This is a genomic window from Paenibacillus sp. UMB7766-LJ446, from assembly GCF_030226665.1.
Lineage (GTDB): Bacteria > Bacillota > Bacilli > Paenibacillales > Paenibacillaceae > Paenibacillus > Paenibacillus vandeheii.
On record NZ_JASOYM010000008.1, the window covers coordinates 205,197 to 220,002 of the forward strand.

The following is a 14,806-nucleotide window of genomic DNA, read 5'->3' on the forward strand; positions in this document are numbered from 1 at the left end:
AGGTTGTTCACAACAATTTAAACATTCTTTCCTTACGTGTTCCTCGGAATGGTTGCATCCGGTTCCCTTCACCCATCTCTGGGACGCAGTCCAGCAAGTTCAATTGGGTGCAATACGTTACGTCATGCATTCTGCCCAGCCTCTCCAGCCTTCGGCCACCAGAGGATACTCGAACCAGATCTGGCAATTTGTCTTCGGCATGGGTTGCAGCCTGATGAAGCACCAGGCCCAGATCGTTGAGCATGATGGGAAATGGGGATTGCCGGTACAATTCTTCAATAATGCTGCCTGCACACAGGCCATCTTCCATTGCAAACTCATCCTGATCCCCGGCACATAACAATAGGATATCCCTGCGCAGCTCGCACAGAACAGCCGCTACAGCCTTCACATTGAGAAATGAGCCTGCAAGCACATGCTTGGCCTTGGATGCTTTGATGAGGGCGCGTGTACCATCTGTAGTAGTCAGAATAATGGTTTTGCCCACAATACTCGGCGTCATATATTCATAGGGGGAATTGCCCGCCTCGAATCCTGAAATTTTTTTATCAAAACGTTCCCCGCCACGAATGGCATCCTTCACGTTCAATTGTTTCGCTTGAGGAACCGTCTCTACAGCAATCACATCCGCCGCATCATATGCCAGTGCTGTAACAATCGTACTGGTCGTTCGCAACACATCAATTACAACCACACATCGTCCTGCAATATCCATTCTGCGAACTTCATTCACATTGCCTACCACATCAACTCTCACTCCCCACAACTCCTTTCTGTACTTGGGGTAGGTGGTTCTGTCCTTTTTTATCCCGGAATGAATATCACCTGTCTGCAAGCACTATATGCAATTGGATCTAGACGGGTGCCTAGATTTAGAACAGCAGGCTGATCTATGATTTTTAACTCTCATCGCTATTTTGAAGAAAATGATAGATTTCAGCGTCATAAAATCAATGTACACACATAAACTTGAGATATGAACAAGCACCAGGAACGCTACAAAACCGAAATCAAGGTTGGAGGGGCCTATTCATGATGGTGAACTGGAAGGATATCTTTCCGGAACCGATTCGAACCATTCTGGGAAGAATGCCGCCCGCTTTATTAGATAAAGTGGAGGAAGTACGTATCCGTGAAGGAAGACCACTGGAAATCAATGCAGGAGATACCTACCACTTCCTCACACCCCAGGGCAGTCCGACTTCGAAGCCTGATGAAGCCTATATTCCCTTAAAAGAGGTAACACACAGGCTGCTGGATCTGATCAGCAATCATTCGCTTTATACATTGGAAGAGGAGCTGCGTAAAGGATTCATCACCATTCCTGGCGGGCATCGAATCGGTCTGGCTGGCCGGACAGTGCTAAGTGGCGGTCGCGTGGAATACTTGCGTGATATCAATGGATTCAATGTCAGGGTTGCCCGAGAGATTCACGGAGTCGCTGATCGCATTCTGCCTTATTTGCTGGACATGAAGAGTGGACAGGTCATGCACACCTTAATTCTTTCTCCCCCACAGCAAGGCAAGACCACATTACTGCGGGATTTGGCAAGACAGATTAGCAGTGGAACCAAACTTACGGGTGTCAATGAGCTAGTTCAGGGTATACGTCCGCGTTTAAAGGTTGGCATCGTTGATGAGCGATCTGAAATCGCTGGTAGTTACAAGGGCGTACCGGGATTTGACGTGGGACCCCGCACCGATGTCATGGACGGTTGTCCAAAGGCAGAAGGCATGATGATGATGCTTCGCTCCATGTCTCCCGATGTCCTGATTGTGGACGAGATAGGCCGTCCTGAAGATGCGGAGGCAGTGATGGAGGCACTCCATGCTGGCGTATCTGTCATTGCTACTGCACATGGTCGTGACTTGGCCGAGCTTTCTTCCAGACCTGCGCTGAGAACCCTGATCGTCGAGCAGATGTTTCAGCGCTATGTACAGCTGCAGCGGACGAGCCGGGGCATGACCTTTCGATTGGCCGATGGTAAAATGCGTGGCCTCCAGCAGACAGAAGTGGGAGGTGAGGCATTTGCTTAACATGCTCGGTGCCGTCATCATTCTGCTGGCCAGTACGCTCGCCGGATTCTACAAGGCAAGGCAGTATGCCTTGAGGCCCAGACAACTGCGAGAATTAATCGCCGCTCTCCAGCGGCTGATGACCGAGATTAACTACGGGCTGACCCCGTTGCCTGATGCAATGGGGAAAATGGGAGCCCAAACGAAAGAACCTGTTCGAACGCTGTTCCTCCACGCAGCCAGGCAGATGGAACCTCCCCATGGTCACACTGCTCTCGAGAGTCTGCAGTCTGGGATAGAAGAGTCGTGGGGAAGATCAGCCATGAAGGCAGACGAGCGGGAGGTCATGCTGCAATTGAGCTTCAGCCTTGGCACCAGTGATCGTCAGGATCAGACCAAGCACATCTCGTTAGCCATTCAGCAACTCATGCATGAGGAATCCCGTGCCCAAGCCGATCAAATGAAATATGAACGAATGTGCCGCAGTCTCGGGATGCTTGTCGGAGCGTTAATCGTCATTCTGATCTTCTGAAATAGCCGGGATAGTGAGGTGCCAAGGTCATGAATTTAGAAGTGAACGCAATCTTTCAAATTGCGGGCATCGGAATCATCATTGCGATGATTCATACGGTGCTGAAACAAATGGGAAAGGAAGATATGGCTCACTGGGTGACCGTGATCGGATTTGTCGTTGTATTGTTCATGGTGGTCCGTATGCTGGACAGCCTGCTGCAAGAGATCAAATCGATATTTCTTTTTCAATGAGAACGGTCATGAAGCCGGGATGGTGGTGACCTGTGGAAATTATCCAAGTTGTAGGTCTGGCGCTCATCGCAACGGTGCTCATTTTAGTTATCAAAGAACAGAAGCCCATGTTCGCTTTTCTGATTGCTGCCGCGACTGGCATTGTGATCTTCATGCTGCTGATTGGCAAGATTGGCGCGGTAATCGAAGTGTTGAAACGGCTTGCCGAGAATTCAGGCATGGAGAGCATTTATCTGAAAACCGTACTGAAAATTATAGGTATAGCGTACATTGCTGAATTCGGGGCACAGATTGTCAGGGATGCAGGCCAGGAGAGCATTGCTTCCAAAATTGAACTTGCTGGCAAGGTGCTGATCCTTGTACTCGCCATACCGATCATCAGCATTATTATCGAAACCGTCATGAAGCTGATGCCGGTGTAGAGGGAGGCGTGCGGACTTCATATGAAAATGATGCATTACAAGCCGCAGTGGCGCCTTACCTTCGTGCTGACGCTGTGTTTTCTGTTTGCGATCATAGGACAGGTTGCCGCTGGTTCTCCCTCAGGAGAGTGGATGCAGCAGCAGGCTGACCAGCTTCCTAAGGATCAGGTGGAAAAATATTGGGATCAACTCATGCAGCAATACGGCGGTTTTTTCCCGGAAGGAAAAACACCTTCCTTTATGGATATGTTAATGCCCGGCAATGAAGGGTTCAGCCTGAAGTCGGTGTTTATAGCGATAGGAACCTTCATGCTGCATGAGATTTTATATAATGGCAAACTTCTGGTCACGATTGTGATGCTAAGTGTGCTAAGCATGATTCTGGAGACGTTGCAAACCGCTTTTGAGAAAAACAACATTAGCAAAATCGCTTACTCCATCTGTTACATGGTCATTATCATCATCGCCATCAACAGCTTCAGTGTAGCCATTGGATACGCCAAGGATGCTATAGCTAGCATGATCAACTTTATGATGGCAATGGTGCCCCTGCTGTTTACGCTGCTGGCTTCAATGGGAAATGTCATTACCGTTTCTGTGACCCATCCGCTCATTATTTTCATGATCCATCTGGTAGGTACGTTGATTCACCTCCTGGTGTTCCCGCTGCTCTTCTTCTCGGCAGTATTGCATCTCGTCAGTTCCTTGTCCGACAAATACAAGCTGACACAGCTGGCAGATCTGTTACGAAACATTAGTGTGGCTCTGCTCGGTATACTGCTTACGATGTTCCTGGGTGTCATTTCGGTGCAGGGTGCATCAGGCTCCGTGGCAGATGGTGTTAGTCTGAAAGCGGCGAAGTACATCGCAGGCAACTTTGTCCCCATTGTCGGCAGAACGTTTGCGGATGCAACCGATACGGTGATCACCGCGTCACTGCTGGTGAAAAATGCAATCGGATTGACGGGTGTCATCATCATCTTGTTTTTATGCGCGTTTCCCGCGCTTAAAATTTTGACACTAGCCCTGATCTACAACATCACTGGCGCGATCATGCAACCGCTAGGCGATACGCCGATTGTAGGGTGTCTGCAGGCAATTGGCAAAAGTATGATCTATGTATTTGCAGCACTGGCGGCCGTTGGACTGATGTTTTTTCTGGCAATTACGATCCTGCTAACCGCAGGCAATCTGACTGTCATGATGAGATGAGGGGCTGCTCAAGAGAAAGGGGGGTGGAAGGATGGGGTGGCTGAGCAGCTGGCTCCGGGAATTGATTATGATCGTTCTGCTGGCGACTTTCGTGGATATGCTGTTGCCTAATCGATCCATGGAACGCTATGTCAAGCTTGTGCTGAGCCTTCTTATCCTGCTGACCTTGTTATCTCCCATAACGAAGCTCTTGAAGAGTGATCCGGTTGGTGAGCTTAAGCGAGCGATGACCGCCATGGATTCGCCGTCCGATGGAAGTGCAACACTTGAACAGATTTTGGCTCAAGGCAAGCGGCTGCAATCCAATGAACAGGAACAGTCGCTGCAATGGACAGCCAAAGAACTGGCTAACGTAATGAAAGGGCAGATTGAAGAAACAACCGGGGAGCGAGTTCAGTCCGTCGAGGTAAAGCTCGCCATGGATACAACCAAACCGGAGACAGATTTGGCATCCTCGGTGGAACTTCCCGTGATCCAGTATGTTTTGGTGGAGATGGCAGGTGAGACTACAACGGGCAAAGGTAGTTCCAACACAGGTCAACAGGAAGCAGTGGCAAGTACAGCACCGTCACTCGGCTCTGATTTGGAATCTGAACCCACTGAATCGACTCCAGTACAAGAGCCAATCCAGATCGGTCAGATTGAGGTCCCAGATGTACAGATCGAGGTGAACAGCGGCAGCAATCGTGAAAGTGGCCGCGTGAGTAACGGGAATTCTGGCGATTCGCCAAATGGACAGGAAGCTGACTCCACACCTGTTTCGGGTGAACAGGCAGAGACAAATCCTCAGCAAGGACAGACAGCCTCCCGGTCAGAACGTGCAGTACAAATTATTACGCTATTGACGGAGAAGTGGGATATTGATGCAAACAAAGTACAGGTGAAAGAAAATAAAAGCGCTTCGGCGCTGTGAGAAGGAGGGTATCCGATGAGGCAATGGCTCAAAAAGATGGAAAGCTGGTTTGGTGGCGGAGAAGGTGGACAACGACGCAGTCAATCCTTTCGCTGGCTTATTATCCTTGGTTTGATCGGAGTGGGAATTATGTTGTTCAACTCCTTCGTCAATGTCAAAAAGATTGATTCCGAAAATATCGGTCGCGAGCCTCCAGATCCGACTACATCCATGGCTTCTATACAGACGGACCTGACGGATCAGAACCCATTTCAGGCGATAGAGGTTGCATTCGAGGACAAGATCAAGGGTGTGCTGGAAAATATCGTAGGTGTGGGGACCGTTGATGTGATGGTTACCGTGGATTCTACTGAAGAGCTTGTTGTACAGCGTAATGTGAAGGATTCGCAGCAGCTCACCGAAGAAACGGATGCCAACGGGGGCAAACGACATATGACGCAGTATACCCGGGATGGTGAAATTATTACGTATGAAATATCAGGGGATCAGACGCCGATTGTCACGAAAAAGCTCAAACCGCAAATCCGGGGCGTGCTTGTCGTTGCCAGAGGTGCAGAGAACAAGGTTGTGAAGGACCTGATTACAGATGCTGTGGAAAAAGGATTGAATGTTGCGGCCTACCGAATTTCGGTTGTTCCGCGCAAGCAGGATTAGTCCGGGACCCTGTATCACAAGATTTGATCGTCACAAGAATGAAGCCAATTCGAGGAGGAAGTTCTAATGAATAACAAACGTCAAACGGTATGGCTCGTATCCATGCTGAGTCTGATGGTCATTTTGTCCGCCTATTACCTGTTCACTGAAGATTCCGGTCCGGTTAATGCGCCTGTAGCTGAGAGCACGCAGGTGGATGGGATGAAGCAGGGAGAAACAAAGGAAACAGCTGGAATCCTTGATCCGACAGAAGGTTTGGTTGTGAATGAAGTGGTCAATAGCGGTGAAGTTACAGGGACAGAGGGAGACCAAGCTGCAACTGAATCTGTTGATAATCCGGCGGTTGTAGACGGTAAAGAAGCTGGAGACACGGAGAAATCACCGGCTGCGGAACCGGGAGAGAAACAAGGTGAGGCAGGTAAAGGCAGCGAAAAAGGGACAGACAAAGGCACAGCAACCACTCCTGAGACAAATGCCGGAACAGACGGTAGTGCAACGAAAACCGATGAGGACGTCCTTAAGGAGATGGAGGAGCAGAATACGGCGGCGTCCGCGAGCAGCCAGTTCCAAAACTACCAGTGGCAGCGTGAGGAGAGCAACAACCGCAAATATGAGGAACTCATGACCGTTGCGGGCGATCTGAGCAAAACGCCAGAGGAAAATGCCAAGGCAACAGAACAGCTTCGTACGCTTGAAGAAAAAGAAGCCAAAATCAATGGCATTGAAGAAACACTGTCGCAGCAGTTTGCCAATGCCATCGTTCAAGAGGATGCCGACAAGTATAAAGTTGTTGTTCTTAGTGACAAACTGGATGTAAAACAGGCGGTTTCCATTGTGGATCTGGTGATGAAAGAACTGGCTGTATCCCAAAATAAAATCAGCGTGCAATACGTGACAGAACAGTAATCCAAATCATGGAAAAGTAGCCCCGAGAGCTGGATCAGATCTCGGGCTCTTTCCATTTTTATCGATTATGATATAATACATAAAGCCATATGACCGTCCTAGTGAGACTGGCATGATGCCGAAGGAGTGAATAATGGAAATGTTTAAATTGAGTGAGATCAAAGAACTGATCAAACTGGTAGATGAAAGTTCCGTTCAAGAGTTGGAAATTGAAAACGAAGGATCACGGTTGTCGATTCGCAAACCGGGTAAAACCGAGTATGTGCAGGCAGCTGCTATTCAACCGCAAATGATTGCTGCACCACAGGTGCAACCGGCTGCAGTGGTAGCTGAGGCTGCTCCGCAAGTCGATACTACAAGTCATTTACATAAAATCGTATCTCCGATGGTAGGTACTTTTTACAGAGCTTCCTCGCCGGAAGCAGGTCCTTTTGTAAGCGCTGGTGATAAAGTTGTTGAGAAAACAACGGTATGTATCATTGAGGCGATGAAGCTGATGAACGAGCTTGATGCTGACATCAAGGGAGAAATCGTTGAAGTGCTGGTTGAGAACGGACAGCTGGTTGAGTATGGACAACCCCTGTTCCTGGTAAAACCGGAATAACGGTTATAGCCGCAATAACGCAACTGCATGAGCTTCGAAGGAGGACAAAAACGAAATGAAATTTCAAAAAATACTGATTGCGAACCGTGGTGAAATTGCGGTACGTATTATTCGTGCCTGTCGTGAAATCGGCATTTCGACGGTAGCAGTCTATTCGGAAGCGGATAAAGACTCCCTGCATGTTCGTCTTGCAGATGAAGCGTATTGTATCGGGCCTACACTTTCGAAAGACAGTTATCTAAACTTCACCAACCTGATGAGTGTAGCTACACTGACGGATTGTGATGCGATCCATCCCGGGTACGGATTCCTGGCAGAGAACGCTGATTTTGCAGAAATCTGTGGTTCCTGCAATATTACGTTCATCGGCCCTTCTCCGGAAGCTATTACCAAAATGGGAGATAAGGCTGTAGCCAAACAAACGATGAAGGATGCAGGTGTACCTGTAATTCCGGGATCTGACGGTTTGGTTGAAAATATGAATGAAGCCATTATGATTGCTAGAGATATTGGATATCCTGTCATTATCAAAGCTACCGCTGGTGGCGGAGGTAAAGGGATTCGTATCGCTGAAGATGAGGAAACGCTGATCAAGCAGATTACAGCGGCCCAGCAGGAAGCACAGAAAGCTTTTGGCAATGCCGGAGTGTATCTGGAGAAATTCCTGACAGGCATGAAACATGTAGAGATTCAGATCATTGCAGACAAACATGGGAATGCAGTGCATCTGGGCGAGCGTGATTGTTCCGTTCAGCGTCGACGTCAAAAGCTGGTGGAAGAAGCACCTTGTCCAATTATCTCTGAAGACGTGCGTACATCGATGGGAGAAGCCGCAGTCCGGGCAGCACTTGCCGTGGATTACTCTGGAGCAGGTACGCTTGAGTTCTTGCTCAGCCCTAACGGTGAATTCTATTTCATGGAAATGAATACACGTATTCAGGTGGAACACCCTGTAACAGAGATGGTTACAGGTGTGGATCTGATCCGCGAAATGATCTCGGTAGCTGAAGGCAATCCGCTTTCTTTCCGTCAGGAAGATGTTGTGATCAACGGTTGGTCCATTGAATGCCGTATCAACGCAGAAGATCCAGACCGTAACTTTATGCCTTCACCAGGTAAAATTGGTTTCTACCTTGCACCAGGAGGTCCGGGTGTACGTGTAGATAGTGCAGCTTATCCGGGCTACACCATCTCTCCTTACTATGACTCCATGATTGCCAAATTGATCGTGTGGGGAGCAAATCGGGAAGAGGCCATCGCGAAGATGAAGCGTGCATTGGCTGAATTTGCGATTGAAGGCATTTCCACTACGATTCCTTTTCATCAGAAATTGCTGGAGCATCCAACGTTCGTTCGTGGTGACTTTGATATCAAATTTCTTGAGGAAAATGAGATTTAAAAGGTATATTGGGCTTGTTTGTCATAATGTAGCCCAAATGATATAGTATGTAATAATAAGAGCGCATGTCTCCTGCAGAGGATAAGCCGTAGGTAATAAGCGGATAAAGGTTGCAGGAGTTCCGGTAAAGCCGGACCGGAAGGGTTCTGAAGGTCAGTTTGGCCTGAATACCAGCGCCCTGACGGATGGCCGCAAACTTATTTCGCGAAAGGTGTGTTGAACAGTTATGAGTACACTGCCGACAGAATTTGAACGAACGGATATCGGTGAAATCCAGATCGCACCTGAAGTTATTGAAGTGATCGCTGGGCTGGCTACAGTTGAAGTCAAAGGTGTTGCAGGCATGAGTGGCGGATTCGCTGGTGGATTTGCTGAATTGCTTGGTCGCAAAAACCTTTCCAAAGGCGTTAAGGTTGAAGTAGGTCAGCGTGAAGCTGCAGTGGATGTTTCCGTTATTATTGAATATGGGTACCGTCTGCCACAGGTGGCTACCGAAATTCAACAGAACGTGAAGCGCTCCATTGAGAACATGACAGGATTGAATGTGAATGAAGTGAACGTGCACATTCATGACGTACAGTTCAAGAGCACCGAGAAAGTAGAAGAAATCGACCTGAACAGTCAGCGCGTAAAATAAAAGAAGACAGATTCCCCCGGCATCACTGCCGGGGGTTATCCCGTCTTGGACAGGTCTTCATAGAAAGCGAAAGCTTGCACCTGAGGATCACTTTTTGCCAATGGGCAGGTTAAGCCATGTTAGTGAGCAAGGGAGGCTGTGCAGTTCGTGGCTAAAATACTGGATCGGCTTCTGTTGTTTATATACAGCATAAGCGTTGGAGCAATATCGGCAGCAGTCATACTTCTTATCAGTGGTGTGCTGCCTTACGAATTGAATTACCAGCAGGAACAAAACGTTATTGTTGCGGCGGTTGTTGCAGCAGCGATTTTGTTTATCCTGAGTTTGCGATTTTTCTACATCTCGGTTCGGCGTGATCGTGCTTCATTGCCGTCTGTAGATCAGCGTACCGAGTATGGTGATGTACAGATTTCGATGGAAACGATTGAAAATCTCTGTCTCAAAGCAACTTCCCGTTTCCGGGGAGTGCGTGATGTTAAAGCTCGTATTCGTGTGGATGAATCCGGACTGGAGATTATGATTCGCGCGGTAGTGGATGGTGAGACTCCAATCCCGACGCTGACATCCGATCTGCAGAAGGCAATACATGATCATGTACAGGAGATTACGGGTATCCCGGTTTCTTTTGTCACCGTGTATATCGCTAACGTTACCCAGTCGCCTAACTACAAGAGTCGAGTGGAATGAGGTGAGTTTCACTGATGCTGTGGAGAGAGATTTGGGATAGTCATAGAGGCCGAATTACCGGAATTATCGGCGGCATCTTTTTTGGATTTCTTTATGTATGGATCGGTTTTTGGGATATGTTGTTCTTTGCACTCTTGGTGTTCATCGGTTATACGTTAGGCAGACGAAGCGACTCGAAGCTGGGCTCGTTCATTCCCTGGAGGGAATGGGGGCAATGGCTCGGTGATCGCTGGCGTCCCTTTAAGTGAGCCACCTGAACCCTGCAATATGTTTCTTCCGAAAATAGAGCTGTAGTTTAGGTTGCCCGTTTTTTGGAGGAAACGATTGCAGGTTTTTTTGTGAAAAGGGATAACAATATAATAAGATCTCTGATTCCATCAAAGATTTTATATTTTAAAATAAGCATGATGACGCTCCAGAGGGAGCGCTGCAGGAGGCAGGAAATGAAAAGACGTTTGGCAAGGGAAATTGCAGTACAAAGTCTGTATCAGATGGAAATGAATGAAGTGGGCGCAGCTGAAGCCGTGAATATGTTGATCAATGAAGCCGCTGAAGACAATGAAACCGAAGTGGTTATTCGTGATGCAGATGTGATGCGTACCTACGTGACCGAAATGGTACAGGGCGCATGGAACAATAAAGAAGCGATTGACGGCTTACTCGTCGATTATTTGAAAGGCTGGCAGATAAGTCGTCTGTCGCGGGTAGATCGCCAGATTTTACGGCTTTCAACGTATGAAATGGTGTTCCGTGATGATATTCCGGCAAAGGTATCCGTCAATGAAGCGATTGAATTGTCCAAATATTTTGGTACAGATGAATCCGGTAAATTCGTTAATGGTGTACTTGGGCGCATGATTCAGGAAGTCGACACCATCAAAGCAAAAATGTCTTAAGTTACAATTAACTATAGTTTGTTTTCAAAAAGACCGGTTTTCAGTACCGATTCTAAATCATATGTTCACATAAGGGAGAGAGAGAGTACAGTGACAGCATCTATTATTAACGGTAAAGAAGTATCCCAAGAAATCCGCGCAAGCATGACAACTGAAGTAAAACAGCTTAGCGAACAGGGAGTAGTACCTGGTCTGGCTGTTGTGCTCGTCGGGGAAGATCCGGCATCCCAAGTATATGTGCGTAATAAAGAAAAAGCATGCCACGACCTCGGTTTCTATTCCGAAGTTCATCGTCTGGATGCAAGCACGTCCCAAGAGGAACTGCTCGCTCTGGTGGACAAGCTGAACAAGCAGGAATCCATTAATGGCATTTTGGTTCAGCTCCCACTACCGAAACATATCGAAGAGAAAGCGGTTATCGATGCGATCGCCGTGGACAAAGATGTGGACGGCTTCCACCCGGTTAATGTGGGTAATCTCGTCATTGGTGATGATAGCCTGTTGCCATGTACCCCTGCGGGCGTAATCGAGCTGATCAAGCGTACGGGTCTCGAAATGTCGGGCAAACATGCTGTAGTTATCGGACGCAGCAACATTGTCGGCAAACCGGTATCCTTGCTGCTTCAACGTGAGAACGCAACGGTAACCATGTGTCATTCCCGTACAGCGAACATGAAAGAGATCACACGCCAAGCAGATATTCTTGTGGTTGCCATTGGACGTGCAAACTTTGTGGATGCCGATTTCGTTAAACCAGGTGCGGTTGTAATTGATGTTGGGATGAACCGCTTGGATAACGGCAAACTGGCAGGGGATGTGGATTTCGAAAGCGTGAAGACGGTATCTGGTCCAATTACACCCGTTCCTGGAGGCGTTGGTCCAATGACGATTACTATGTTGATGCAAAATACACTGATCGCTGCCAAACGCGCTCACGGATTGGCCTAGGTCGAATCTGTGGCAGATCAAAAAATCTACTCCATTAAAGACCTGAACCGATACATCCGGATGAAGCTGGAATCGGATCAGGTACTGTCGGATGTATGGCTACGCGGAGAGATCTCCAACTTTACACATCACTCCAGTGGTCATATGTATTTCACATTGAAGGACAAGGACAGCCGAATTAAATCCATTATGTTTGCTTCCCATAATCAACGATTGCCCTTTGTACCGAAGGAGGGTGCAAGGGTTATTGCTCGTGGCAATGTCTCAGTGTATGAACGGGATGGACAATATCAATTCTACGCTACACATATGCAACCGGATGGTATCGGAAGTCTGTATTTGGCCTATGAGCAGCTGAAAAAAAAGCTGGAGGACGAGGGACTGTTCTCTGCATCACGGAAAAGGCAGATTCCCCGTTTCCCACAGACAATTGGTGTGGTCACTTCTCCTACAGGTGCAGCGGTAAGGGATATCATGATTACCTTACAACGCAGATATCCCTCTGCCCAAGTGATTCTATATCCTGTTCTCGTTCAGGGTAAAGGCGCGGCTCCTTCCATTGTGAAGGCCATCAACAATCTGAACCGAATGGGCGAAGCCGATGTGCTGATTGTCGGACGAGGCGGTGGATCATTGGAGGAGTTGTGGGCTTTCAACGAGGAGATCGTGGCAAGAGCGATTGTGGGCTCGGCCATTCCAGTGATCTCAGCAGTTGGGCATGAAACGGATTTTACGATTGCCGATTTTGCTGCGGATCTGCGTGCAGCAACGCCTACGGCTGCTGCCGAACTGGCAGTGCCCAATCGAGCTGAACTGCTTGATCAGATTGCTCAGCGTCAGCGTCAGCTGCAGCACAGTTTACGTCAGCGTGCTGTTCATAATCGCGAGCGACTGGCCAGGTTGCAACGTTCACCTGTACTTGTGCACCCAAGGCGTACCTTGATGCAGCATACGGAGCGACTGGACATGCTGCAACAACGACTTCTGAGAACCGTAAATACGCGTATGAAATGGACAGCTGAGAAGCAGGAGCGTCTGCGTGCGGCATTGCAGCGGTTTAATCCTCGTGAACAGGTAAATGCAGCAAGACGCGAGAATGCATCAGCCCGGCGTCAGCTGGAGGTTGCCATCCGATCTATTACGAGAGCGAAGCAGCAGCAATGGAAATCATCTGTGCGGCATCTGGATGCGCTTAGCCCGCTCAAAGTCATGTCACGAGGTTACAGCCTTGTATATGACGAACAGGAGCAACGATTGATCAAATCGATGAAGGATGTACAGCCTGGAGATTCGATAAAGATTAAATTAACAGACGGGCAGCTGGACTGTCAGGTTTGGGGAATGAAGGAGGACGACAATACCCATGGCGAATGAACCGGAATTGAATTTTGAAGAGGCAATGGCGGCATTGGAAGACATCGTAGGCCAGCTAGAGCATGGTGATGTTCCACTGGAACAGGCCATTGATTTGTTTCAGCGAGGAATGAAGCTTTCACAACTTTGCGGTTTGAAGCTGGAACAAGTGGAACGTAAGATCGAAATGATCGTAGAAGAGGATGGGGAACTTCGCAAGAAACCGTTCGGCACTGCCGTCGACGAAAGCGGTGAAGTCAATGAGTAATCGTCCTTCGTTTGAAATGTATCTTGAGGAAGTCACAGCTGAAGTGACGGGAGAGTTGAAGCAGACTCTTCCTGTTCACTGGGATGTGCCTCAGTCACTGGTTGACGCGATGCAGTATTCACTTATGGCCGGGGGCAAACGCCTTCGTCCACTTCTGGTCGTTGCTGCGGCGGAAGCCTTCGGTGCACAGCGTTCAGCTGCACTGCCGGTAGCCTGCGCCGTGGAGATGGTTCATACCTATTCGTTGATCCACGATGACCTCCCTGCAATGGATAATGACGACTATCGCAGGGGAAAATTAACGAATCACAAAGTATTTGGTGAAGCGACAGCTATATTGGCTGGTGATGCACTGTTAACGCATGCTTTTTATAGTATCGTTCAGGCAGGTCGTCGCAGCGGTGTGTCAGCAGAAGCATTGTTGTCCATTGTGGAGGAATTGTCCGAACTGGCTGGAGCCAGAGGCATGGTTGGCGGACAAGTGGCTGATATGGAAGGCGAGCAGGGGATGACTGATCTTGCCCAACTGCAATACATTCATCTGCATAAGACCGGAGATTTAATTGTGTTTTCCCTCATTGCTGGAGCTCGCATTGGTGGTGCAACAGAAGGCCAATTGGAATCACTGCGGGTATTTGGCAGAGACCTGGGGCTGGCTTTCCAGATTCAGGATGATATTCTTGACCTGACGGGTGACGAGCAGAAAATGGGCAAGAAGACGCAAAGTGATGTGAATCAGCAAAAGGTTACCTATCCTTATTTTATTGGTATGGATGCATCCCTTCATGAGGTGAAATCCCTTACGCAATCTGCAAAAGATGCGCTTGTTAGAGCGGAGTTACCGGACCCTTCCAGACTGATGGAGATTGCTGATTATCTGATGAGTCGTGATCATTAGTTTCGGGAGAACATCACTGTTTCAAATCACTCAGAATAGTGTAATCCTTTTAATGTGCTTTTTCTGGGTTCATGAGTAGAGTGTCCCAAATGAATTGGGGAATACATATGGAGGAAGATCATACGTACGTTGCTGGCGAAAATGCTCGTTATCTGGAGTATAGTGCCGTAAATTATGATTCTTGTTCTTTTATGTTATAATGTTTTAATGTGATTTAATAAACTGTAT

Annotated in this window: 19 protein-coding genes; 18 read left to right on the forward strand and 1 reads right to left on the reverse strand. The window is 48.1% G+C overall.

Annotated elements, in window-relative coordinates; translation table 11 throughout:
* Positions 1 to 7 precede the first annotated feature (7 nt).
* Positions 8 to 757: a 2-phosphosulfolactate phosphatase gene (locus QP794_RS20335; RefSeq protein WP_285078635.1), complete on the reverse strand. Its 750-nt coding sequence runs from the start codon at positions 755 to 757 to the stop codon at positions 8 to 10.
* Positions 758 to 1,032: 275 nt separating this feature from the next.
* On the opposite strand from QP794_RS20335, the gene spoIIIAA reads away from it, so the two are divergent.
* The 18 genes from spoIIIAA to QP794_RS20425 all read left to right on the forward strand — a co-directional run bounded on the left by spoIIIAA (position 1,033) and on the right by QP794_RS20425 (position 14,578).
* Positions 1,033 to 2,037: a stage III sporulation protein AA gene (gene spoIIIAA, locus QP794_RS20340; RefSeq protein WP_024631004.1), complete on the forward strand. Its 1,005-nt coding sequence runs from the start codon at positions 1,033 to 1,035 to the stop codon at positions 2,035 to 2,037.
* Positions 2,030 to 2,548, forward strand: coding sequence for a stage III sporulation protein SpoIIIAB (gene spoIIIAB / locus QP794_RS20345; RefSeq protein WP_285078636.1), 519 nt, complete (start codon positions 2,030 to 2,032; stop codon positions 2,546 to 2,548). Before spoIIIAA ends, spoIIIAB begins: the two co-directional genes overlap by 8 nt.
* 29 nt (positions 2,549 to 2,577) lie before the next feature.
* Entirely contained in the window at positions 2,578 to 2,781 is a 204-nt protein-coding gene (spoIIIAC, locus tag QP794_RS20350; RefSeq protein WP_017687585.1) for a stage III sporulation protein AC, read from the forward strand.
* A gap of 32 nt (positions 2,782 to 2,813) precedes the next feature.
* On the forward strand, positions 2,814 to 3,203 hold the full coding sequence (gene spoIIIAD / locus QP794_RS20355) for a stage III sporulation protein AD (RefSeq protein WP_017687586.1): 390 nt from the start codon (positions 2,814 to 2,816) through the stop codon (positions 3,201 to 3,203).
* 21 nt (positions 3,204 to 3,224) lie between these two features.
* Positions 3,225 to 4,415: a stage III sporulation protein AE gene (gene spoIIIAE, locus QP794_RS20360; RefSeq protein ID WP_285078637.1), complete on the forward strand. Its 1,191-nt coding sequence runs from the start codon at positions 3,225 to 3,227 to the stop codon at positions 4,413 to 4,415.
* 31 nt (positions 4,416 to 4,446) lie between these two features.
* The gene (gene spoIIIAF / locus QP794_RS20365) at positions 4,447 to 5,328 is read left to right on the forward strand and encodes a stage III sporulation protein AF (protein ID WP_285078638.1); all 882 of its coding nucleotides are present in this window, start codon (positions 4,447 to 4,449) and stop codon (positions 5,326 to 5,328) included.
* Positions 5,329 to 5,343: 15 nt separating this feature from the next.
* On the forward strand, positions 5,344 to 5,982 hold the full coding sequence (gene spoIIIAG / locus QP794_RS20370) for a stage III sporulation protein AG (RefSeq protein WP_285078639.1): 639 nt from the start codon (positions 5,344 to 5,346) through the stop codon (positions 5,980 to 5,982).
* Between the two features lie 66 nt (positions 5,983 to 6,048).
* Entirely contained in the window at positions 6,049 to 6,888 is an 840-nt protein-coding gene (locus tag QP794_RS20375) for a SpoIIIAH-like family protein (protein ID WP_285078640.1), read from the forward strand.
* A 139-nt stretch (positions 6,889 to 7,027) separates the two neighbouring features.
* Positions 7,028 to 7,492 carry an acetyl-CoA carboxylase biotin carboxyl carrier protein gene (gene accB, locus QP794_RS20380; RefSeq protein ID WP_063565765.1) on the forward strand — a complete coding sequence of 155 codons (465 nt, stop codon included), beginning with the start codon at positions 7,028 to 7,030 and terminating at the stop codon, positions 7,490 to 7,492.
* A 55-nt stretch (positions 7,493 to 7,547) separates the two neighbouring features.
* Complete coding sequence (accC, locus tag QP794_RS20385; protein WP_285078641.1) at positions 7,548 to 8,891, forward strand: acetyl-CoA carboxylase biotin carboxylase subunit; 1,344 nt, start codon at positions 7,548 to 7,550, stop codon at positions 8,889 to 8,891.
* A 226-nt stretch (positions 8,892 to 9,117) separates the two neighbouring features.
* The gene (locus QP794_RS20390) at positions 9,118 to 9,528 is read left to right on the forward strand and encodes an Asp23/Gls24 family envelope stress response protein (protein WP_024630996.1); all 411 of its coding nucleotides are present in this window, start codon (positions 9,118 to 9,120) and stop codon (positions 9,526 to 9,528) included.
* 147 nt (positions 9,529 to 9,675) lie between these two features.
* Positions 9,676 to 10,215: an alkaline shock response membrane anchor protein AmaP gene (gene amaP / locus QP794_RS20395; protein ID WP_285078642.1), complete on the forward strand. Its 540-nt coding sequence runs from the start codon at positions 9,676 to 9,678 to the stop codon at positions 10,213 to 10,215.
* 14 nt (positions 10,216 to 10,229) lie between these two features.
* A complete protein-coding gene (locus tag QP794_RS20400; RefSeq protein ID WP_094936964.1) occupies positions 10,230 to 10,463 on the forward strand; it encodes a DUF2273 domain-containing protein in 234 nt (77 codons plus the stop codon).
* Between the two features lie 195 nt (positions 10,464 to 10,658).
* Positions 10,659 to 11,111: a transcription antitermination factor NusB gene (gene nusB / locus QP794_RS20405; protein WP_024630993.1), complete on the forward strand. Its 453-nt coding sequence runs from the start codon at positions 10,659 to 10,661 to the stop codon at positions 11,109 to 11,111.
* Positions 11,112 to 11,201: 90 nt separating this feature from the next.
* On the forward strand, positions 11,202 to 12,059 hold the full coding sequence (gene folD, locus QP794_RS20410) for a bifunctional methylenetetrahydrofolate dehydrogenase/methenyltetrahydrofolate cyclohydrolase FolD (RefSeq protein ID WP_285078643.1): 858 nt from the start codon (positions 11,202 to 11,204) through the stop codon (positions 12,057 to 12,059).
* A gap of 9 nt (positions 12,060 to 12,068) precedes the next feature.
* Complete coding sequence (gene xseA, locus QP794_RS20415) at positions 12,069 to 13,433, forward strand: exodeoxyribonuclease VII large subunit (protein ID WP_024630991.1); 1,365 nt, start codon at positions 12,069 to 12,071, stop codon at positions 13,431 to 13,433.
* Positions 13,423 to 13,680, forward strand: a complete 258-nt coding sequence (gene xseB / locus QP794_RS20420) for an exodeoxyribonuclease VII small subunit (protein WP_024630990.1) — start codon at positions 13,423 to 13,425, stop codon at positions 13,678 to 13,680. Before xseA ends, xseB begins: the two co-directional genes overlap by 11 nt.
* Complete coding sequence (locus tag QP794_RS20425; protein ID WP_285078644.1) at positions 13,673 to 14,578, forward strand: polyprenyl synthetase family protein; 906 nt, start codon at positions 13,673 to 13,675, stop codon at positions 14,576 to 14,578. Before xseB ends, QP794_RS20425 begins: the two co-directional genes overlap by 8 nt.
* Positions 14,579 to 14,806: the final 228 nt, after the last annotated feature.

What these genes read in the sequence shown, in the direction of transcription:
- QP794_RS20375 (WP_285078640.1), top strand. Translation starts at nt 6,049, where the DNA reads ATGAATAACAAACGTCAAACGGTATGGCTCGTATCCATGCTGAGTCTG.
- spoIIIAC (WP_017687585.1), top strand. Translation starts at nt 2,578, where the DNA reads ATGAATTTAGAAGTGAACGCAATCTTTCAAATTGCGGGCATCGGAATC.
- nusB (WP_024630993.1), top strand. Translation starts at nt 10,659, where the DNA reads ATGAAAAGACGTTTGGCAAGGGAAATTGCAGTACAAAGTCTGTATCAG.
- QP794_RS20390 (WP_024630996.1), top strand. Translation starts at nt 9,118, where the DNA reads ATGAGTACACTGCCGACAGAATTTGAACGAACGGATATCGGTGAAATC.
- QP794_RS20400 (WP_094936964.1), top strand. Translation starts at nt 10,230, where the DNA reads ATGCTGTGGAGAGAGATTTGGGATAGTCATAGAGGCCGAATTACCGGA.
- spoIIIAF (WP_285078638.1), top strand. Translation starts at nt 4,447, where the DNA reads ATGGGGTGGCTGAGCAGCTGGCTCCGGGAATTGATTATGATCGTTCTG.
- spoIIIAG (WP_285078639.1), top strand. Translation starts at nt 5,344, where the DNA reads ATGAGGCAATGGCTCAAAAAGATGGAAAGCTGGTTTGGTGGCGGAGAA.
- QP794_RS20425 (WP_285078644.1), top strand. Translation starts at nt 13,673, where the DNA reads ATGAGTAATCGTCCTTCGTTTGAAATGTATCTTGAGGAAGTCACAGCT.
- spoIIIAE (WP_285078637.1), top strand. Translation starts at nt 3,225, where the DNA reads ATGAAAATGATGCATTACAAGCCGCAGTGGCGCCTTACCTTCGTGCTG.
- accC (WP_285078641.1), top strand. Translation starts at nt 7,548, where the DNA reads ATGAAATTTCAAAAAATACTGATTGCGAACCGTGGTGAAATTGCGGTA.
- xseB (WP_024630990.1), top strand. Translation starts at nt 13,423, where the DNA reads ATGGCGAATGAACCGGAATTGAATTTTGAAGAGGCAATGGCGGCATTG.
- accB (WP_063565765.1), top strand. Translation starts at nt 7,028, where the DNA reads ATGTTTAAATTGAGTGAGATCAAAGAACTGATCAAACTGGTAGATGAA.
- spoIIIAA (WP_024631004.1), top strand. Translation starts at nt 1,033, where the DNA reads ATGATGGTGAACTGGAAGGATATCTTTCCGGAACCGATTCGAACCATT.